We start from the raw sequence: 18,028 nt of genomic DNA on the forward strand, positions 1-18,028 counted from the left end.
CCTTCTTGGCTTCTTCTTCGGCTTTCTTCTTGGCTATATCTGCCAATTGTTTCTCTTCTGCCTTCTTGGCTTCGGCGGCTTTCTTCGCGTCGTCGGCTTTCTTGGCTTCATCAGCCTTCTTCGCCTCGTCCGCTTTCTTCGCCTCATCGGCCTTCTTGGCTTCCTCGGCCTTTTGAGCCGCTTCTTCTTTCTTTTGTTCCGCAGCCTTCACCGCTTCCTGCTCGACCTTTTTCTGCTCCATCTGCTCGACTTCGGTCTGGCGTGCGGCGGATTTCTTCGCCTCACCCGCAATCTTCTGATTGGTCTGGGTGGTTGCCTGACTTTTCGATTTCAGCTGGTACAGGGTCGCCTGGACAATCGGCTTGGCCGGCGGCAGCTCCGGGGTCAGGGCGAAACTGACGAACAGCATGCCGAACACCAGCACGTGCAAGCCAATCGCCCAGACACTAGGCCAGAAGTAGCTTTCCGAGGCGGACGGCTCTCGCTGTTGCTGCATCAGGGCGCCTCGGTGATCAAGCCAACGTTACCGACCCCGGCTTTCTGCAACCCGCCCATGGCGCCCATGACGGAGCCATAATCGACGGACTTGTCGCCACGGATGAAGACCTGGGTACGCTTGCCGCCTTCAGTGCCGGCGCGAATGATCTTGGTCACCGCGTCGGTCATCTGTGGCAGGGTCATGGCCCGGTCCTGCTGCTTCTCGGTGTCGACTTCGCTGCCAAGGTTCCAGTAGTAGGTCTTGTCCGACTTGATCGAAATGGTCAGCACCTGGGTGTTGTTGTCCTGCGGCAAGGCTTCGCTGGAAACCTTGGGCAGATCCACTTTCACGCCCTGATTGAGCATCGGCGCAGTCACCATGAAGATGACCAGCAGCACCAGCATCACGTCGATGTAAGGCACTACGTTCATCTCGGCGACCGGCTTGCGCTTGTGTCGGGCTCGAGTGATTAAAGCCATCGGGAAATACCTGCTTATTCTTCGCTGGTGTGCACTTTGCGGTGCAGGATCGCCTGGAATTCATCGGCGAAGGTGTAGTAGCGGCTCAGCAAGGTTTCGCTGCGGGCAGAGAAACGGTTGTAAGCGATAACGGCCGGGATCGCGGCGAACAGACCGATCGCGGTGGCGATCAGGGCTTCGGCGATGCCCGGTGCCACGGTGGCCAGGGTTGCCTGTTGGGCGCTGGCCAGACCACGGAAGGAGTTCATGATGCCCCAGACGGTACCGAACAGACCGATGTACGGGCTGACGGAACCGACGGTGGCGAGGAACGGCAGGCTCTGCTCGAGCTTTTCTTCTTCACGGGAGATGGCGACGCGCATGGCACGGGCCACACCTTCCATTACCGCTTCAGGGTCGACACCTGGCTGCTGACGCAGACGGGAGAACTCCTTGAAGCCGGCACGGAAGATCTGCTCGACACCCGAATCCGGATCCGGGTTGCTGCCGGCCTGACGGTAGAGTTTGGACAGGTCGATACCCGACCAGAAGCGCTCTTCGAAGCTCTCCAGGGCACGTCGACCGGCGCGCAGCAGGTTGCTGCGCTGAAAGATCATGATCCATGAGGTCACCGATGCGGCTACCAGGGTCAACATTACCAACTGCACCACGATGCTGGCATTGCTGACCAGGCTCCACATGGAGGAATGGTCGACGACGTTAGCTTCCACGCTTTATCTCCTGCTTTGAGTGTGTACCCGTGCCGACCGCGTCGGCAAAGGCCGCACGCAGGTCTTCGGGAAGGGCCCGGGGTTTCAAACTGTTAGTGCGCACACAGGCCACCAGAAACTGCCCTTCGCAGAGCAGCACATTATCCGTTGCCCGCCTGACCTGCTGTCGAAAGCGCAGGCTGGCACGGTTCAATTCGATTACATCAGCGCTTACCAGAAGCTCGTCGTCCAGTCGCGCCGGCGCGTGATAACGCGCTTCGCTGGAATGCACGACGAACAACAGGTCCTCCCCTGCCAGCGCCGACTGGGCAAAGCCCAGCTCCCGGAGCCGCTCGGTTCGAGCCCGTTCCATAAACTTGAGGTAATTAACGTAATACACGATGCCGCCCGCATCGGTGTCCTCGTAATAAACGCGACAACGATGTGCGAACGGCTCAAGCCCGTTTTGCGCGCGCATACTCTAGTGCTTACTCCTCGGGTTGCCAATCCGGCCAGGCAACTGTTTTTCATTGTTCGAAGGCTTTACCGCAAAAGTACCGTCCTGAGACAGTACAAACGCTGAATAAATCGACAATAAATGTGTATTAATCGTCCACGGCATCGAGAAACTCGTCTACCACGGGCATCTCGCCCATTCGTGTCGGAATGTTTAAACCAAAATGCAGGTACGCGTGACGAGTAACCACCCTGCCCCGCGGCGTCCGCATGATGTAACCCTGCTGAATCAGGTAAGGCTCGAGCACGTCTTCAATGGTGTGCCGTTCTTCGCTGATCGCTGCCGCCAGACTGTCGATGCCCACCGGACCACCGTCGAATTTCTCGATCATGGTCAACAGCAGACGCCGGTCCTGATGATCGAAACCGTGCTCGTCGACATCCAGCAGATTGAGCGCCAGATCCGCGACAGCCTTGGTGATGTGGCCCTTCGCGCGGACTTCGGCGAAATCCCGCACCCGGCGCAACAGTCGGTTGGCGATCCGCGGCGTACCACGGGCGCGGCGGGCAATCTCGAAAGACCCTTCGGGATCCAGCGGCAGGCCGAGGATGCTCGCCGAACGGCTGACAATCGTCGCCAGGTCAGCGGTGCTGTAGAACTCGAGACGCTGGACAATACCGAAACGGTCACGCAACGGGTTGGTCAACATGCCCGCCCGCGTCGTCGCGCCAACCAGAGTGAACGGCGGCAGATCGAGCTTGATCGACCGCGCCGCCGGCCCTTCACCGATCATGATGTCGAGCTGGAAATCTTCCATCGCCGGGTACAGCACTTCTTCGACGATCGGCGAGAGGCGATGGATTTCATCGATGAACAGCACGTCGTGCGGCTCAAGGTTGGTCAACAGCGCCGCCAGATCCCCCGGACGTTCCAGCACCGGGCCGGACGTGCTCTTGATCGACACGCCCATTTCCTGGGCGATGATGTTCGCCAGCGTGGTTTTACCCAGCCCCGGCGGACCGAAGATCAGGGTGTGGTCGAGGGATTCGCTACGGCCACGGGCGGCCTGGATAAACAGTTCCATCTGCTCGCGAACGGTCGGCTGGCCGATGTATTCGGCCAGGCTGACGGGACGTATCGCCCGATCCTGGACTTCTTCGCGCTCACGCGGGCTGTGCGTGGCGGCGATCAGACGATCAGCTTCAATCACTTAAATCATTCCCTTCAGGGCGCGTCGAATCATGTCTTCGCTGCTCAGGCCTTTCTCTTTGATCGCGGAAATCGCCTTGCTCGCTTCCTGTGGTTTGTAGCCCAGGGAAATCAGCGCGCTGACCGCATCGTTCTCGGCGGTGTTGACCGGCGCGGGGCCGTCCGGCTGGTTCGGCACCAATGCGAACATGGCCGGCGAGGTTTCCCAGGCCTTGAAGCGATCCTTGAGTTCGACCAGCAGACGCTCGGCAGTTTTCTTGCCCACGCCCGGCACCTTGGTCAACGCCGAGGTGTCCTGGGACTGCACGCAGCGGATCAGCTCGTCGACTTCCAGACTCGACATCAAGGCCAGGGCCAGTTTCGGCCCCACACCATTGAGACGGATCAACTCGCGAAAAAAGTCTCGCTCACGCTTGCCGGCAAAACCATAGAGTAACTGCGCGTCTTCGCGTACGACCAAATGGGTGTGCAAGGTCAGCGGTTCACCGACCGACGGCAGACGATAAAGGGTGGTCATGGGCACTTCCAGCTCATACCCGAGGCCGTTTACATCCAGAATCAGGTGCGGCGGCTGTTTCTCAGCCAGAGTGCCGCGCAAGCGTCCAATCACGTTTCAGATCCTTGAGCGTTGGCCAGCCGTGGGCTGGCGACCGACAGAACATGGATTGACGGCCGACGACCCAGGCGCGAAATCCACATTCCGTGAAATTGACTGCTGATGCTATCAGAGACGCAGGCGCCCGCCACGACTGCGTGCCGTTCCCAAGCCGTGCGGCAACAGACTGGAGCGGGTGTGGGCGTGACAAATGGCAATCGCCAGGGCATCCGATGCGTCGATTTGCGGTTTGCTGGTCAGCTTGAGCATGTGCATGACCATCATCTGCACCTGCTCTTTATTGGCAGCGCCAGTTCCCACCACAGCCTGCTTGACCTGGGTGGCCGTGTACTCGGCGATTTCCAGGCTTTCTTCGGCGCCAGCAACGATAGCGGCCCCACGGGCCTGCCCGAGCTTCAGCGCCGAATCGGCGTTTTTCGCCATGAACACCTTTTCGATGCCCATAGTGACCGGGCCGTAGGTCTGGATGATTTCCCGCACGCCGCGATAGACGATCTGCAACCGTTCATGCAGCTCGCCGGCGCCGGTGCGGATACAACCCGAGGCGACGTAGATGCAACCGCCGCGTCCGGTATCGCGAACAATGCCGTAACCGGTAATGCGCGAACCGGGGTCGATACCAAGAATTAAAGTCATAAGCCTGCTGGTTCGAAAAAACACAAAAACAAATGTGGGAGATCCCGTGCTTGAGGGTAAGCCTCAAACACGGAATCTCCCACATTGAATCGTAGTCGCTCTTAACCGAGCTGAGCGGCCACGTCTTCCGGAATGTCCGCGTTGGAGTAGACGTTCTGCACGTCGTCCAGGTCTTCCAGCATGTCGATCAGCTTGAGCACCTTCTCCGCGCCCTCCAGATCCAGTTCGGCGCTGGTGGTCGGCTGCATGACGATTTCCGCGTCATCACCCTTGAAGCCGGCGGCTTCCAAGGCATTGCGTACCGCGTAGAAACCGGTGAACGAGGTGAACACGTCGATCGAGCCGTCTTCGTGGCTGACCACGTCGTCGGCATCGGCTTCCAGCGCCGCTTCCGTCAGTGCGTCTTCGTCGACGCCCGGGGCAAAGCTGATCTGCCCCTTGCGTTCGAACAGGTAGGCTACCGAACCGTCGGTACCGAGGTTGCCGCCACACTTGCTGAACGCGTGGCGAACAGCTGCTGCGGTGCGGTTGCGGTTGTCGGTCATGCACTCGACCATCACCGCCACGCCACCCGGGCCGTAACCTTCGTAGGTCAGCTCTTCAACGTTGTCGGCTTCGGTCGCGCCGGCGCCACGGGCCACGGCACGGTCGATGATGTCGCGGCTCATGTTGGCGCCCAGTGCCTTGTCCAGTGCCAGACGCAGACGCGGGTTGGAGCCCGGATCACCGCCGCCCTGACGGGCCGCCACGGTCAGCTCGCGGATCCACTTGGTGAAGATCTTGCCTCTCTTGGCATCCTGGCGTTCTTTGCGGTGCTTGATGTTCGCCCACTTGGAATGACCTGCCATAACTCGCTCCGAATTCTCTTGAACAATGCCCGCCATGCAAGTGCATCGGCCAGCAAAAAAATCTTGTTTTCAATCACTGCAGAAAGAAAAAAGGCGCATCCGAAGATGCGCCTTCAGGCCCGTCTTACTCGGCCTTTGGCGTTTCGCGCAAACGAATGTGCAATTCGCGCAATGCCTTCGCATCCACGACACCCGGCGCCTGCGTCATCACGTCGGCAGCACTCTGGGTTTTCGGGAAGGCGATCACTTCACGGATCGACTGAGCGCCGGTCATCAGCATCACCAGACGGTCCAGACCGAAGGCCAGACCACCGTGCGGCGGCGCGCCGTATTTCAGGGCGTCGAGCAGGAAGCCGAACTTCTCTTCCTGTTCCGCTTCGTTGATGCCCAGCAGACGGAACACCGCCTGTTGCATCTCTTTACGGTGGATACGGATCGAACCGCCGCCCAGCTCGGTGCCGTTCAGCACCATGTCGTAGGCACGGGACAGAGCGCCGGCCGGGTTGGCTTCCAGCTCTTCCGGCGAGCACTTCGGCGCGGTGAACGGGTGGTGCAGCGCCGAGAAGCTGCCGTCGTCGTTCTCTTCGAACATCGGGAAGTCGACGACCCACATCGGCGCCCATTCGCAGGTCAGCAGCTTCAGGTCGTGACCGAGCTTGATACGCAGCGCGCCCAGGGCTTCGCTGACGATCTTGGCCTTGTCGGCGCCGAAGAACACGATGTCACCGTCGACTGCGCCAACGCGATCGAGGATCACGTTCAGGTTGGCTTCCGGGATGTTCTTCACGATCGGCGATTGCAGACCGTCAACACCGGCAGCACGCTCGTTGACCTTGATGTACGCCAGGCCCTTGGCACCGTAGATGCCGACGAACTTGGTGTAGTCGTCGATCTGCTTGCGCGGCATGCTCGCCCCGCCTGGTACGCGCAGTGCGGCGATACGGCATTTCGGATCGTTGGCAGGGCCGCTGAAGACCTTGAAATCAACTTCTTTCAGCTGATCGGCCACGTCGACCAGCTCCAGCGGGTTACGCAGGTCCGGCTTGTCGGAACCGTAACGGCGCATGGCTTCTTCGAACGTCATGTGCGGGAATTCACCGAATTCCAGATCCAGCACTTCCTTGAACAGGTTGCGGATCATGCCTTCGGTCAGGCCCATGATGTCTTTTTCGTCGAGGAAGCTGGTCTCGATGTCGATCTGAGTGAACTCAGGCTGACGGTCGGCACGCAGGTCTTCGTCGCGGAAGCACTTGGCGATCTGGTAGTAGCGGTCGAAGCCGGCAACCATCAGCAGTTGCTTGAACAGCTGTGGCGATTGCGGCAGCGCGAAGAACGAACCGGCGTGGGTACGGCTCGGCACGAGGTAGTCGCGCGCGCCTTCCGGCGTGGCACGGGTCAGGATCGGCGTTTCGACGTCGAGGAAGCCGTTCTCGTCCAGGTAGCGACGGATGCTGGTGGTCATGCGCGAACGCAGACGCAGCTTCTCGGCCATTTCCGGACGACGCAGGTCCAGGAAGCGATAGCGCAGACGGGTTTCTTCGCCAACGTCGGAGAACTCGTTCAGCGGGAACGGCGGGGTTTCCGACTCGTTCAGCACTTCGAGTTCGTAGCCCAGCACTTCGATCATGCCCGACGCCATGTTGGCGTTGGTGGCACCGGCCGGACGCAGACGCACCTTGCCGGTGATCTTCACGACGTATTCGCTGCGCACGCGATCGGCGGCGGCGAAGCTCTCGGCGCGATCCGGATCGAACACTACCTGGGCCAGACCGTCACGATCACGGATATCGAGGAAAATCACCCCGCCGTGGTCGCGACGACGGTGAACCCATCCGCAAAGGGTAATTTCCTGGCCTTCCAGGCTTTCGTTCAGTTGGCCGCAATAATGGCTGCGCATCATGGTAGTGGTTCGCTTCTCGTAATTCGAAATTCGGTGGAGATCCCGCTGCACTCAAGCACTGTGCAACTAGTGGAAACTCGCGCGTGTCGTTCGACCTGGGTTTGAACCCTAGTCAGATTTGTCGCCACCGGCCAGATTCTTCTTCGCGCCGGTCTTGAAATCGGTTTCGTACCAGCCGCTGCCGCTGAGGCGAAAGCCCGGCATCGACAGCTGCTTCTTGAGTTCCGGCGCCTGGCAGGCAGGACAATCGACCAGTGGTGCGTCGCTGATCTTTTGAATGGCTTCCAACTGATGACCACAGGAAGCACATTGGTAATCGTACATCGGCATGGGGTTGTCTCGGCAATCAGATTGCCAGCACGCGCAGGGCTGTGCGGCGAAAGAGCGGGATTATATCCATTAAATGCGGCCTGTGCAGCCGGAAGACTGCACAGGCCGTCTCGTCAGTGACATCCCGCGCCGTGCATCCCCGGAGAATCCCGTAGACCATGCACCACACACACCACCCGTATCAGACCGCTGAAGTTTTTCACCCCGCCATGGCGCAGGTGAACTTCACGATCGACACGGGACAACAGCGTGCCGACCGAACAGCAATTGTCCTCGGCCATCCGGCCCAGGATGTTCCAGTAAACCTGCTCCAGCCGCATGCAGGTCGCGAACCCGTTCAAGCGTACCGATCGGGACAACGGCCGGATCAGCTCCATGTCGAACCCGCCGAGAAACGGCTCCTCGAACTTGTCCTGCTGTAAAACGACAGCAATGTCGCCTCGCCTGTCTCCACCTTCCATATTGCTGACACTCCTTTGTCATTTCTGCGCCTGTGATCAAGGCGAAATCCTGAGATCTCATTAAAAGCGCAGGTGCAAAGGCAGATCCAGATGACTTTTTGACCATCCACGTAGGATAAGCCAACGCGATACGGAGGATCATGGAGCGGTGGGGTGTCTTCCTTGTTTCCTACCGTCGTGAGTGAAATTTCCGGGGGAACAAGAGAACAGCGCACGAACCATGGATGTCCATGCGCTTCCCTTCATCAAGCCTCGAGCAGTGCGCGCAACATCCACGCGGTTTTCTCGTGAACCTGCATGCGCTGGGTCAGCAGGTCGGCGGTTGGCTCATCGCTGACTTTATCCAGCAAAGGGAAAATCCCCCGCGCCGTGCGGGTGACTGCTTCCTGACCTTCGACCAGCTGCTTGATCATGTCCTCGGCACTCGGCACGCCCACCTCTTCTTTAATGGAGGAAAGACGTGCATAAGTCGCATAGGCGCCCGGCGCTGGGAAACCCAGCGCCCGGATGCGTTCGGCGATCGAGTCGACCGCCAGTGCCAGTTCGTTGTATTGCTCCTCGAACATCAGATGCAGGGTCCGGAACATCGGCCCGGTGACGTTCCAGTGGAAGTTGTGAGTCTTCAGATACAGCACGTATGTGTCGGACAGCAGGCGCGAGAGCCCTTCGACGATGGATTTGCGGTCTTCTTCACTGATACCGATATCGATTGCCATGCTTACCCCCTAACGGCGATTGAAATTCATCCAGCAGGTGTCGGTTCACTGTAGCAAGGCCACCCCCACCCCGCAGCCCCCGTATCGGCCCGATAGAGGCGACAAATCGTCCCACGCGTTGCCGCTGGCCGGCGTGATTTGAGTAGCCGCAGGCTTTGCTGTTAAATAGGCAGTGTGTCGCTACGCCCCGTTTTCCGGGCCTGCGCATAGGCTGATGCCGTGCACGTGTCCAACGCCTCTTATTGTTCCGAAGCGAACCGTGCGCCTTCAGCTCTTCCTTGTGAGCCGTCATAACGTGAGTCAATAAAAATGTTGAAAATCGTCCACCTGCTAATGGGCGCAGCAGCCTTGCTGCTGTCCTTCATACCCAGCCTGAAGTCCGAAGCGGTACCTTACCTGCAACAACCCGATGCACTTTACCTGGCCTTTTTCGGCCTGCTGAACCTGATCCTTGCACCAGTTATCCCTTACTGGAACAAAGGTCCGCGCCAGCATCTGCAAAATCTGGTCAGCGCCCTGCTGGTCCTGACCGTTGTCCTGCAAACACTGACCCTGATCGCGCCGATGCCTGTCATCGCCGGCCAGCCAGCCGTGCTGTTCAGCCTGGTGATCGCACTGGTCGCCGTGGTTCTGCACCTGGCCGTCAGCTTCTACAAATCCTCCCCGGCCGCTGCCGCGCAAAGCTACGACATGAGCAACCGCGATACCGGCACCGTCAAGTGGTTCAATACCTCCAAGGGCTTCGGCTTTATCTCCCGGGATTCCGGCGATGATATTTTCGTGCACTTTCGCGCCATCCGTGGCGAAGGCCACCGCGTTCTGGTCGAAGGCCAGCGCGTGGAGTTCTCGGTGATGAACCGTGACAAGGGCCTGCAGGCCGAGGACGTGATCGCCGCCCTGCCGCGTCGCTGATCCACGTCCCCCGCAATAAAAAAACCGCGAACAGCCAGGCTGTTCGCGGTTTTTTAATGAATGCGTTTTTAACGGGAGCACGCCCGCGCACTTCTCAATAGTGTGGCGGCGGTGCGTCTTCTTCGAAAGAACCGAACTGGCCCACCATCTCTTCCTGGCGCTTGAGTACCGCTGCCATCTGCAATTGCAGACGCTCGACCACTCGCTGCTGCTCCACCAGCACATCGTTCAATGCCTGAATGGTGTCGTCCTGAAACGCCAAGCGACTTTCCAGCTCGGTAACACGTTGTTCGAGGCTCATCACTCAGCCCTCCAGAAAGGTGAAATCTTCGTCCAGCACCAGACGCAGGCGCTCGCGGATCGCGGCCACTTGCTCGGCACTGTAAGGCCTGGCGGGATGTTTGCCCCAGACCGGTGCCGGCCAGGCGGCGTCGTCCCGTTTACGCACGATCACATGCATATGCAGCTGGCTGACCACATTACCCAGGGTCGCCACATTCATCTTGTCGGCGTCGAAGGAATCCTTGAGTACCTCGGCCAGGGTGGTGGTTTCCTGCCACAGGCGCTGCTGGTCGGCGACATCCAACTGAAACAACTCGCTGATATCGTCGCGGCGAGGCACCAGGATGAACCACGGGTAGTTGGCGTCGTTGGACAACAGCAGTCGGCAGAGCGGGAAATCGCCGATAATCAGCGTGCCCTGTTGAAGTCGTGGATCTAAAGCAAACACTGCGCGCACTCCCGGCGAAATGACCTGTTTTCAGCTTAGCGCCCCGCTGTGAAAGCAGCGCGCCAAGCGACTGGACGGCAGCATACCTGCGATTGGAGTGACCTTCACGGCGAACAGCGTTGCCACAAGAATTCCTCCACGCCCCGGAATGTGACATTTATGCCTCGCGCGCACCAGGACAGAACCGGAAATGCGAATAAATCGAGCAAAATGACCGGCGCACACCTCAGCGTTTACGTTCATCCAGCGACCCAACTGTATGAATTCAGTACAGCCTTTGAATTTTTTTGCACCAAAACCGCACAGTGCGTCTACGCTCAGTGCGTCGGGCATCCGCCGAATACTCACCGACGGGGTGAACCGGTAACGTTTTTGGTTGTCGCGCTTCGACTTTCAGGGAGCAACACCATGCGAAGGACGGCGTCAAGCCTGTTTGAAAGGCCCTCGAAGCCCCCGGTTTTATGAGGTTTTTACAGCGTCAGACGAGCACCTTGAAAAAAACCGGAACAATTCAGCGGTTTGTGCACGCTTGTTGCATTCATACCCATATGGACTATAAGCGCACCACAAGAAGTGGATGCCTTGAGCCCCATAAAAACAGTGGCAGGGTTGCCCGATGGAGATTCAAGCGTTTTGCCAAGGGACTCTTTTTTACCGATGCTCAAGCCCTGTAAAACAGCGCTGAAGTTGTCAGTCCCATTGCATTTGGACTGTAAATTTGCGACATCTACCAAGCCGTTTGCGACACGCTCGTAAAGAAGCTGAAAGGTTGGATTCGCAAGTATCGCCAACATGGTCGGCGTGATATAAGTTTGCGCCGACACAAAAAGAAAGAGCCGCCCAGATAATAAAACAGGTGGGACGGCAGTACTCTTCTAAAACCAAAGGAGCAAATCACGATGCGCGTGATGAAGTGGAGCATGATCGCACTGGCAGTTGCAGCAGCAGCCAGTACTCAAGTGGCTACAGCCGCACCGTTTGTAAGTGACCAGGCTGAAGCGAAAGGCTTTGTTGAAGACGCGAAGTTTGATGTGTTGCTGCGCAACTATTACTTCAACCGCGACAAGAAGAACACCACCTCCAATGACCAGAAAGACTGGACCCAGGGTTTCCTGAGCAACTTCAGCTCCGGCTACACCCAAGGCACCGTGGGTGTTGGTGTTGATGCATTCGGTTACCTGGGTATCAAACTGGATGGCGGCGACGGCACCACCGGTTCGGGCAACACCAGCCTCGACTCCCAAGGCCATGCCCACGACTCCCTCGGTAAAGCAGGCGCAGCGATCAAGGCCCGCATCTCCAAAACCGAGCTGAAATTCGGTGAATTCCAGCCAAGCACCGCTCCGGTCTTCGCCGTTGGCGGCTCCCGTCTGATTCCTCAGACCGCTACCGGTTTCCAACTGCAGAGCAGCGAAATCCAGAACCTGGATCTGGAAGCAGGCCACTTCTACTCGGCCTCCAGCCAGGACGAGATGAACAGCAACGGTGAACTGCACTCGCAATACGCCAGTACCACTGATGATCCTGTCACTGGCAGAACCATGGACTTCGCCGGTGGCAAATACGGCGTCACCGACAACCTGAGCGTCTCGCTCTACGGTTCGAAGTTCAAGGACATCTGGAACCAGTACTACGCCAACGTGAACCTCACCACTCCATTCGGTGGTGACACTTCGCTGAACACCGACTTCAACATCTACCGCACCAACGACACCGGTAGTGCCAAAGCCGGCGACATCAGCAACACCACGTTCTCCCTGGCAACCGCGCTGTCGTTCCTGAAAGCGCACACCGTGACTCTGGCCTTCCAGAAAGTCGACGGCGACACCCCGTTCGACTACGTCGGTGTAGGTGACAACAACCGTGGTGGCGACTCGATCTTCCTCGCCAACTCCATCCAGTACTCCGACTTCAACGGTCCTAGCGAAAAATCTGCACAGATTCGTTATGACCTGAAAATGGCCGAGTACGGCGTTCCGGGCCTGAGCTTCATGACCCGTTACGTGAAAGGCTGGGACATCGACGGTAGCAAAATGGATGCTGACAGCCCTTACCGTACGTACGGTTACGGTGAAGATGGCAAACATCACGAAACCAACCTGGAAGCCAAATACGTAGTTCAGACCGGCCCTGCCAAAGATCTGTCCTTCCGTATTCGTCAGGCATGGCACCGTGGTAACACCGACCAGGCTGAAGGTGATATCAACGAGTTCCGTCTGATCGTCGACTACCCACTGTCGATCTTGTAATCGCGAACATTTAGTTCGCGGTAACAACAAAAAGGCCCATCTTCGGATGGGCCTTTTTTGTTGTCTGCTTCTCGTACTAATTGCCTGACCGACAAGTCAGGCAATTAATTAGCAACCTATCATTACACCGCCGATTCCTGAACCACACGAATCACTCGTTGCGGAAAAGGAATATCAATGCCTGCAGTCTTTAAACGATCACGGGACTGTTCGTTAAACATGAACATCACATCCCAGTAATCCGCGGTTTTAACCCAGACGCGCAGAGAAACAGTGATCGAACTGTCACCCAGTGTCGAAATAACAGCCTGAGGTGCCGGATCCTGCAGAACACGATCATCCTTGGCCAGATCCAGCAGCACCTGACGGGCCTTTTGCAGATCGGCTTCGTAATCCACACCTACGTCGAACACAACCTTGCGGGTCGGCTGACGGTTGGTGTTGGTGATGATGCCGTTCGACAGGTTGCCGTTCGGCACGATGATGGTCTTGTTGTCACCGGTGCGCAGCACGGTGTGGAAGATCTGGATGCTGTCGACAGTACCCGCCACACCCTGGGCTTCGATCCAGTCACCGATGCGGAACGGACGGAACAGCAGAATCAGCACGCCGCCGGCGAAGTTCGCCAGGCTGCCCTGCAACGCCAGACCGATGGCTAGGCCGGCCGCACCGATCGCCGCGACGAACGAGGTGGTCTCGACGCCGATCATCGATGCCACGCTGACAATCAGCAGTACCTTGAGAATGATGTTGGCCAGGCTGCTGATGAAACCTTGCAGGGCCAGGTCGGCATTGCGCAGGGCCAGCAGGCCGCCGAGCTTTTGCGTGACCTTGTTGATCAGCCACCAGCCGATGGCCAGGGTAATCACCGCCAGCAACACACGGCTGCCGTATTCCATGATCATCGGAATCCACGCCTGGGACGCCTTGACCAGGTTGTCCACCTCAGCATTCAAATCCATCTTTTATCTCCTGATTGCCGGCTTCCCGGGCTGTAAAAAACCAGCGGCAGAAAGACCGGGCCGTAAAGGGCTCAATCGTTTCTGCCGTTGCTTGGGCCTCGGACGCTTTAAACGCCGAGAGGTTCCCGACCGAAAAGCTTAGTCGCGGAAGTTGTTGAACTGCAGTGGCATGCCGAATTCCTTGGCACGCAGGGCCGCGATGGCTTCCTGCAGGTCGTCACGCTTCTTGCCGGTCACACGCACCTGCTCGCCCTGAATGGCGGCCTGTACCTTGAGCTTGGCTTCCTTGATGTGGCCGACGATCTTCTTCGCCAGTTCCTTGTCGATGCCTTCCTTGAGGACGGCGTCCTGCTTCATCAGCTTGCCCGAGGCGAAGGAATCTTTGACTTCAAGGCACTGCACGTCGATCTTGCGCTTGACCAGGGCCAGCTTGAGGATCTCGATCATCGCTTCCAGCTGGAAATCGGCTTCAGCGGTCAGGTGGACGGTCAGGTCCTTTTCCTTGAATTCAAAGCTGCCCTTGCCTTTCAGGTCATAACGACGATCGAGTTCCTTCACGGCGTTCTCGACCGCGTTGGTGAGTTCGTGTTTGTCCAGTTCGGATACCACGTCGAACGACGGCATGTAATCTCTCCAATAAAAAGGCGCGCTCGTACGGGACGCGGCGCGCTTGGCTTGCGGTTAAAATCGGGCTCATTATAACGGGTCTTTTCCCACCGACACGGCGAGCCTTGCATGCCTGTACCTTACCGAGTGAAAAACTGATGTCCACCCCCTGGCATGTCCTCGGCGCCGGAAGTCTGGGCACGCTCTGGGCCACACGTCTGGCCCGGGCCGGATTGCCGGTCCGGCTGATCCTGCGCGACCTCGACCGCCTGCACGACTATGCAACGGCGGGCGGCCTGACCCTCGTCGAACAGGGCGTGGCCAGCCATTACGCGATCCCCGGCGAAACCCCGGACAGTCCCGGCCCCATCCGTCGCCTGCTGGTGGCCTGCAAAGCCTACGACGCCGAAGCGGCCGTGGCCGGGCTTGCCCATCGCCTGGCACCGGACGCCGAACTGATTCTTTTGCAGAACGGCCTCGGCAGCCAGGAAGCAGTCGCCGCGCGAGTCCCGCAGGCCCGCTGCATCAGCGCCTCCAGCACCGAAGGCGCGTTTCGCGACGGCGACTGGCGCGTGGTATTCGCCGGCCACGGCTACACCTGGCTCGGCGACGCCGGTCATCCTGTCGCGCCGATCTGGCTGGACGATCTTGAGGCGGCAAAAATCCCCCATGAATGGAGCGCCGACATCCTCACCCGCCTGTGGCGCAAACTGGCGCTCAACTGTGCGATCAATCCGCTGACGGTGCTGCACGACTGCCGCAACGGCGGCTTGCAGCAACATCACTGCGAAGTCGCCACGCTGTGCGGCGAACTGACCGAGCTGCTCGAACGCTGCGGGCAACCGGCGGCGGCGGACAACCTGCAACAGGAAGTGGAGCGGGTGATCCAGGCCACGGCGGCGAATTTCTCGTCCATGTATCAGGACGTGGCCAGCAAACGCCGCACCGAGATCAGCTATTTGCTTGGGCATGCCTGCAAGGTTGCAGAGCGTCATCAGTTGAACCTGCCGCATCTCAAGCAGTTGCAGCAGCGCCTGACTGCCCATCTGCACAGTCTCGGATTGCCCGTCGACTGAGCAGCGGCTACGCTGGCCACTTGTTCCTTTGCTGCGATAAACCTGATGCCATTGCGCCAGCGTCTTGAAAACCTGCCGGTCGGCCAGAAACTGCTGGCCGCCCTGCTGGTGCTGTTGACCACCGTATTGCTGGTCGCCAACCTGACCTTTATCAGCGCCGCCTATTACATTTCCCAGGAAAGCATGGCGCCCCAGGCGTTGCAGACCATCGGCCGGCTGGTGTCCAACCCGAGTCTGGTGGCCGAAGCCTTGCAGTCGCCGCAAAGCGCCGAGCGCCTGCTCAAGGAGCTCGACAGCTATTCCCCGCTGCGTGCCGCCGCTTTATATGACGGCAAAGGCGAACGTCTGGCGCAACTGCAACACGGCGACAAACTCAAACTGCCGGAACGCTACCGGCACATCGAAGCCTGGCAACTGACCGAGTTTCGCAGCAATCAACTCATCACCCTGCCGCGCCCCGGCACTGCGCCGGGCCACCTGCTGTTGGTGGCCAGCAGCGAACTGCCAGTCGCGTTCTACACCGGCACACTCACGGCCAGTCTGGGGATCCTGATTTTCAGTGTGCTGCTGTGGCTGGTCATCGCCCGGCAGATCAAGCGCCTGATTACCCGCCCGATCCATCAACTGGAAGAACTGTCCCGCCAGGTGACCCGCGAGGAGAACTACGCCTTGCGCGCCTCCCGGGGTAACCACGATGAAATCGGCAGCCTCGCCGAAGCATTTAACACCATGCTTTCGCGCATCGAGGCCCGGGAGCAGCAACTCAAGCGCGCCCGCGATGACTCGCAAGCAGCTTACGATCAGGCCCAGGGTCTGGCTGAAGAAACCCGCCACACCAACCGCAAGCTGGAGCTGGAAGTCCAGGTGCGCAGCAAGATCGAGAAAAAACTCACCGGGTTCCAGAACTACCTCAACAGCATCATCGACTCCATGCCCTCGGCGCTGATCGCCCTCGACGAACAGCTCTACGTGACGCAGTGGAACCAGGAGGCCAGCGCCCTTTCCGGTACACGGCTCGACGAAGCGCTGAACCAGCCGATCTTCCTCGCCTTCGAGCCGCTCAAGCCGTTTCTGCCGCAACTCAAGCAGACCGTCGAACAACACACGGTGGCGAAAATCGAGCGGGTGACGTGGTTCAAGGACGACGAGCCCAAGCACTACGCCCTCACCTTCTACCCATTGATGGGCGGCGCCGGGCGCGGCGTGGTGATCCGGATCGACGACATTACCCAGCGCCTGTCGCTGGAAGAAATGATGGTGCAGTCGGAGAAAATGCTTTCCGTGGGTGGCCTTGCCGCCGGCATGGCTCACGAGATCAACAACCCGCTGGGGGCGATCCTGCACAACGTGCAGAACATCCGCCGACGCCTGTCACCAGACCTGCCGAAGAACCTCGAACAGGCCGAACAACTGGGCATCGAACTCGATACCGTGAACCGTTATCTGCAAGGTCGGGAAGTCCCGCAACTGCTTGACGGCATCCAGCAGGCCGGCGCCCGGGCGGCGAAGATCGTCACCCACATGCTCAGTTTCAGTCGCCGCAGCAACCGCCAGATGGCACCGTGCGACCTGCCGGCGCTGATCGATCAAGCGGTGGAAATCGCCGGTAACGACTTTGACCTGGCCATCGGCTTCGACTTCAAGGGTCAGGCGATCATTCGCCAGTTCGACCCGGCGCTGGGCCCGGTGCCCGGCACCGCCAACGAACTCGAACAGGTGCTGCTCAACCTGTTGAAGAACGCCGCGCAGGCGATCCACCAGCGCGAAGATGACAGCGAGCCGGGACGGATCACTCTGCGCACCCGACTCAATCCGCCCTGGGCCGAGATTCAGGTCGAGGACAACGGCATCGGCATGAGCGAGAACGTGCGCAAGCGCACCTTCGAGCCGTTCTTCACCACCAAGGAAATCGGCCAGGGTACGGGCCTCGGCCTGTCGGTGTCGTACTTCATCATCACCAACAACCACAAAGGGCAGATGGAAGTGCAGTCGGCGCCGGGGCAAGGCACCTGCTTCACCCTGCGCCTGCCACTGGCGCAACCGGCGCCCATCGCCGCCGAAACCAATCAACTACCGAGGTAAACCATGGGCTTTCGCTTGTCGAAGATCTACACCCGCACTGGCGACAAGGGCGAAACCGGACTCGGCGACGGCCGCCGGGTGCCCAAGGATCACCCGCGCATCGAGGCCATTGGCGAGGTCGATACGCTGAACAGTCAGGTCGGCGTGCTGCTGGCCGGATTGATCGCCGAGCGCGAAACCTGCCCTGGGCTCAATGAACTGATCGACGTGTTGGCGCCCTGCCAACATCGGCTGTTCGACCTTGGCGGTGAACTGGCGATGCCGGAATATCAGGCATTGAACGCAGCAGAAATCGAACGGCTGGAAGCCGCGATCGATCTGTGGAACGAGGAATTGGGGCCGCTGGAGAACTTCATTCTGCCGGGCGGTTCGATACTGATTGCCCAGGCCCATGTCTGTCGCAGCCTGGCGCGCAGTGCCGAGCGGCGTTGCCAGCATTTGAATGCGATCGAGCCGTTGGCCGGGGTTGGCCTGGCGTACATCAATCGCTTGTCGGATCTGTTGTTTGTGGCGGCCAGGCTGATCGCCCGGCGCCAGGGTGTTGCCGAGATTCTGTGGCAACCGGCGGCGAAACCTTCAGATCAGTAGCGAC

At 59.2% G+C, this 18,028-nt stretch carries 22 protein-coding genes; 5 read left to right on the top strand and 17 right to left on the bottom strand.

Features of this window, described 5'->3' with window-relative positions:
* The 12 genes from tolA to EIY71_RS02305 form a co-directional block, all read right to left on the bottom strand.
* A partial coding sequence (tolA, locus tag EIY71_RS02250) for a cell envelope integrity protein TolA (protein WP_134020334.1) occupies positions 1–496 on the bottom strand: 496 nt, incomplete at its 3' end.
* Positions 496–948: a protein TolR gene (gene tolR, locus EIY71_RS02255; RefSeq protein ID WP_162130475.1), complete on the bottom strand. Its 453-nt coding sequence runs from the start codon at positions 946–948 to the stop codon at positions 496–498. The genes tolR and tolA, both read right to left, overlap by 1 nt.
* Before the next feature lie 23 nt (positions 949–971).
* Positions 972–1,667 (bottom strand): protein TolQ, encoded by a 696-nt coding sequence (tolQ, locus tag EIY71_RS02260; RefSeq protein ID WP_007912733.1) that lies wholly within the window; start codon positions 1,665–1,667, stop codon positions 972–974.
* Positions 1,657–2,124: a tol-pal system-associated acyl-CoA thioesterase gene (gene ybgC / locus EIY71_RS02265; RefSeq protein ID WP_007951203.1), complete on the bottom strand. Its 468-nt coding sequence runs from the start codon at positions 2,122–2,124 to the stop codon at positions 1,657–1,659. The genes tolQ and ybgC overlap by 11 nt, the downstream gene beginning before the upstream one ends.
* Before the next feature lie 127 nt (positions 2,125–2,251).
* The gene (gene ruvB, locus EIY71_RS02270) at positions 2,252–3,313 is read right to left on the bottom strand and encodes a Holliday junction branch migration DNA helicase RuvB (protein WP_085745203.1); all 1,062 of its coding nucleotides are present in this window, start codon (positions 3,311–3,313) and stop codon (positions 2,252–2,254) included.
* Positions 3,314–3,922: a Holliday junction branch migration protein RuvA gene (ruvA, locus tag EIY71_RS02275; RefSeq protein ID WP_007951205.1), complete on the bottom strand. Its 609-nt coding sequence runs from the start codon at positions 3,920–3,922 to the stop codon at positions 3,314–3,316. It abuts the gene before it with no gap.
* 114 nt (positions 3,923–4,036) lie between these two features.
* Positions 4,037–4,564: a crossover junction endodeoxyribonuclease RuvC gene (gene ruvC, locus EIY71_RS02280; protein WP_007951206.1), complete on the bottom strand. Its 528-nt coding sequence runs from the start codon at positions 4,562–4,564 to the stop codon at positions 4,037–4,039.
* 101 nt (positions 4,565–4,665) lie between these two features.
* Positions 4,666–5,412, bottom strand: a complete 747-nt coding sequence (locus tag EIY71_RS02285) for a YebC/PmpR family DNA-binding transcriptional regulator (protein ID WP_085745204.1) — start codon at positions 5,410–5,412, stop codon at positions 4,666–4,668.
* A 124-nt stretch (positions 5,413–5,536) separates the two neighbouring features.
* Positions 5,537–7,312, bottom strand: coding sequence for an aspartate--tRNA ligase (gene aspS, locus EIY71_RS02290; RefSeq protein ID WP_007951209.1), 1,776 nt, complete (start codon positions 7,310–7,312; stop codon positions 5,537–5,539).
* Between the two features lie 108 nt (positions 7,313–7,420).
* A complete protein-coding gene (locus EIY71_RS02295) occupies positions 7,421–7,642 on the bottom strand; it encodes an FmdB family zinc ribbon protein (RefSeq protein ID WP_007951210.1) in 222 nt (73 codons plus the stop codon).
* Between the two features lie 113 nt (positions 7,643–7,755).
* Positions 7,756–8,103: a ribbon-helix-helix domain-containing protein gene (locus EIY71_RS02300; protein ID WP_085745205.1), complete on the bottom strand. Its 348-nt coding sequence runs from the start codon at positions 8,101–8,103 to the stop codon at positions 7,756–7,758.
* A 245-nt stretch (positions 8,104–8,348) separates the two neighbouring features.
* Positions 8,349–8,819: a Dps family protein gene (locus tag EIY71_RS02305; RefSeq protein ID WP_039766007.1), complete on the bottom strand. Its 471-nt coding sequence runs from the start codon at positions 8,817–8,819 to the stop codon at positions 8,349–8,351.
* Positions 8,820–9,128: 309 nt separating this feature from the next.
* Here EIY71_RS02305 and EIY71_RS28830 point away from each other — a divergent pair, with 309 nt between their 5' ends.
* Entirely contained in the window at positions 9,129–9,731 is a 603-nt protein-coding gene (locus tag EIY71_RS28830; protein ID WP_007951213.1) for a cold-shock protein, read from the top strand.
* A 94-nt stretch (positions 9,732–9,825) separates the two neighbouring features.
* Here the strand turns inward: EIY71_RS28830 and EIY71_RS02315 are convergent, their stop codons facing one another.
* The 3 genes from EIY71_RS02315 to EIY71_RS02325 all read right to left on the bottom strand — a co-directional run bounded on the left by EIY71_RS02315 (position 9,826) and on the right by EIY71_RS02325 (position 11,285).
* Positions 9,826–10,032: a SlyX family protein gene (locus EIY71_RS02315; RefSeq protein ID WP_007951214.1), complete on the bottom strand. Its 207-nt coding sequence runs from the start codon at positions 10,030–10,032 to the stop codon at positions 9,826–9,828.
* 3 nt (positions 10,033–10,035) lie between these two features.
* Positions 10,036–10,461, bottom strand: coding sequence for an HIT domain-containing protein (locus EIY71_RS02320; RefSeq protein ID WP_134020337.1), 426 nt, complete (start codon positions 10,459–10,461; stop codon positions 10,036–10,038).
* A 470-nt stretch (positions 10,462–10,931) separates the two neighbouring features.
* Positions 10,932–11,285 carry a hypothetical protein gene (locus tag EIY71_RS02325; RefSeq protein ID WP_134020340.1) on the bottom strand — a complete coding sequence of 118 codons (354 nt, stop codon included), beginning with the start codon at positions 11,283–11,285 and terminating at the stop codon, positions 10,932–10,934.
* Between the two features lie 75 nt (positions 11,286–11,360).
* Between EIY71_RS02325 and EIY71_RS02330 the strand changes: the two genes are divergently transcribed.
* Complete coding sequence (locus EIY71_RS02330; RefSeq protein ID WP_134020343.1) at positions 11,361–12,710, top strand: OprD family porin; 1,350 nt, start codon at positions 11,361–11,363, stop codon at positions 12,708–12,710.
* 122 nt (positions 12,711–12,832) lie between these two features.
* Here the strand turns inward: EIY71_RS02330 and EIY71_RS02335 are convergent, their stop codons facing one another.
* Both EIY71_RS02335 and EIY71_RS02340 read right to left on the bottom strand, forming a co-directional pair.
* The gene (locus EIY71_RS02335) at positions 12,833–13,672 is read right to left on the bottom strand and encodes a mechanosensitive ion channel family protein (RefSeq protein WP_007951217.1); all 840 of its coding nucleotides are present in this window, start codon (positions 13,670–13,672) and stop codon (positions 12,833–12,835) included.
* Positions 13,673–13,810: 138 nt separating this feature from the next.
* Positions 13,811–14,296: a YajQ family cyclic di-GMP-binding protein gene (locus EIY71_RS02340; RefSeq protein ID WP_007951218.1), complete on the bottom strand. Its 486-nt coding sequence runs from the start codon at positions 14,294–14,296 to the stop codon at positions 13,811–13,813.
* A gap of 140 nt (positions 14,297–14,436) precedes the next feature.
* Here EIY71_RS02340 and EIY71_RS02345 point away from each other — a divergent pair, with 140 nt between their 5' ends.
* Genes EIY71_RS02345 through EIY71_RS02355 form a run of 3 tightly spaced genes read left to right on the top strand, consistent with a single transcriptional unit; the run spans position 14,437 to position 18,024 of the window.
* Positions 14,437–15,354, top strand: a complete 918-nt coding sequence (locus tag EIY71_RS02345) for a putative 2-dehydropantoate 2-reductase (RefSeq protein ID WP_085745208.1) — start codon at positions 14,437–14,439, stop codon at positions 15,352–15,354.
* A 45-nt stretch (positions 15,355–15,399) separates the two neighbouring features.
* Positions 15,400–17,436, top strand: coding sequence for a HAMP domain-containing sensor histidine kinase (locus EIY71_RS02350; RefSeq protein WP_085745209.1), 2,037 nt, complete (start codon positions 15,400–15,402; stop codon positions 17,434–17,436).
* A 3-nt stretch (positions 17,437–17,439) separates the two neighbouring features.
* The gene (locus EIY71_RS02355; RefSeq protein WP_102717262.1) at positions 17,440–18,024 is read left to right on the top strand and encodes a cob(I)yrinic acid a,c-diamide adenosyltransferase; all 585 of its coding nucleotides are present in this window, start codon (positions 17,440–17,442) and stop codon (positions 18,022–18,024) included.
* Positions 18,025–18,028 lie beyond the last annotated feature (4 nt).

It is taken from the genome of Pseudomonas sp. CH235 (assembly GCF_004368175.1).
Lineage (GTDB): Bacteria > Pseudomonadota > Gammaproteobacteria > Pseudomonadales > Pseudomonadaceae > Aquipseudomonas > Aquipseudomonas paraglycinae.

Excerpts from the sequence above, each read along its gene's own strand:
- EIY71_RS02300 (WP_085745205.1), bottom strand. The coding sequence starts at position 8,103 with ATGGAAGGTGGAGACAGGCGAGGCGACATTGCTGTCGTTTTACAGCAG.
- EIY71_RS02285 (WP_085745204.1), bottom strand. The coding sequence starts at position 5,412 with ATGGCAGGTCATTCCAAGTGGGCGAACATCAAGCACCGCAAAGAACGC.
- EIY71_RS02295 (WP_007951210.1), bottom strand. The coding sequence starts at position 7,642 with ATGCCGATGTACGATTACCAATGTGCTTCCTGTGGTCATCAGTTGGAA.
- ruvC (WP_007951206.1), bottom strand. The coding sequence starts at position 4,564 with ATGACTTTAATTCTTGGTATCGACCCCGGTTCGCGCATTACCGGTTAC.
- EIY71_RS02305 (WP_039766007.1), bottom strand. The coding sequence starts at position 8,819 with ATGGCAATCGATATCGGTATCAGTGAAGAAGACCGCAAATCCATCGTC.
- ybgC (WP_007951203.1), bottom strand. The coding sequence starts at position 2,124 with ATGCGCGCGCAAAACGGGCTTGAGCCGTTCGCACATCGTTGTCGCGTT.
- EIY71_RS02355 (WP_102717262.1), top strand. The coding sequence starts at position 17,440 with ATGGGCTTTCGCTTGTCGAAGATCTACACCCGCACTGGCGACAAGGGC.
- EIY71_RS02350 (WP_085745209.1), top strand. The coding sequence starts at position 15,400 with ATGCCATTGCGCCAGCGTCTTGAAAACCTGCCGGTCGGCCAGAAACTG.
- EIY71_RS02335 (WP_007951217.1), bottom strand. The coding sequence starts at position 13,672 with ATGGATTTGAATGCTGAGGTGGACAACCTGGTCAAGGCGTCCCAGGCG.
- EIY71_RS02345 (WP_085745208.1), top strand. The coding sequence starts at position 14,437 with ATGTCCACCCCCTGGCATGTCCTCGGCGCCGGAAGTCTGGGCACGCTC.
- EIY71_RS28830 (WP_007951213.1), top strand. The coding sequence starts at position 9,129 with ATGTTGAAAATCGTCCACCTGCTAATGGGCGCAGCAGCCTTGCTGCTG.
- EIY71_RS02340 (WP_007951218.1), bottom strand. The coding sequence starts at position 14,296 with ATGCCGTCGTTCGACGTGGTATCCGAACTGGACAAACACGAACTCACC.
- aspS (WP_007951209.1), bottom strand. The coding sequence starts at position 7,312 with ATGATGCGCAGCCATTATTGCGGCCAACTGAACGAAAGCCTGGAAGGC.
- EIY71_RS02330 (WP_134020343.1), top strand. The coding sequence starts at position 11,361 with ATGCGCGTGATGAAGTGGAGCATGATCGCACTGGCAGTTGCAGCAGCA.
- EIY71_RS02315 (WP_007951214.1), bottom strand. The coding sequence starts at position 10,032 with ATGAGCCTCGAACAACGTGTTACCGAGCTGGAAAGTCGCTTGGCGTTT.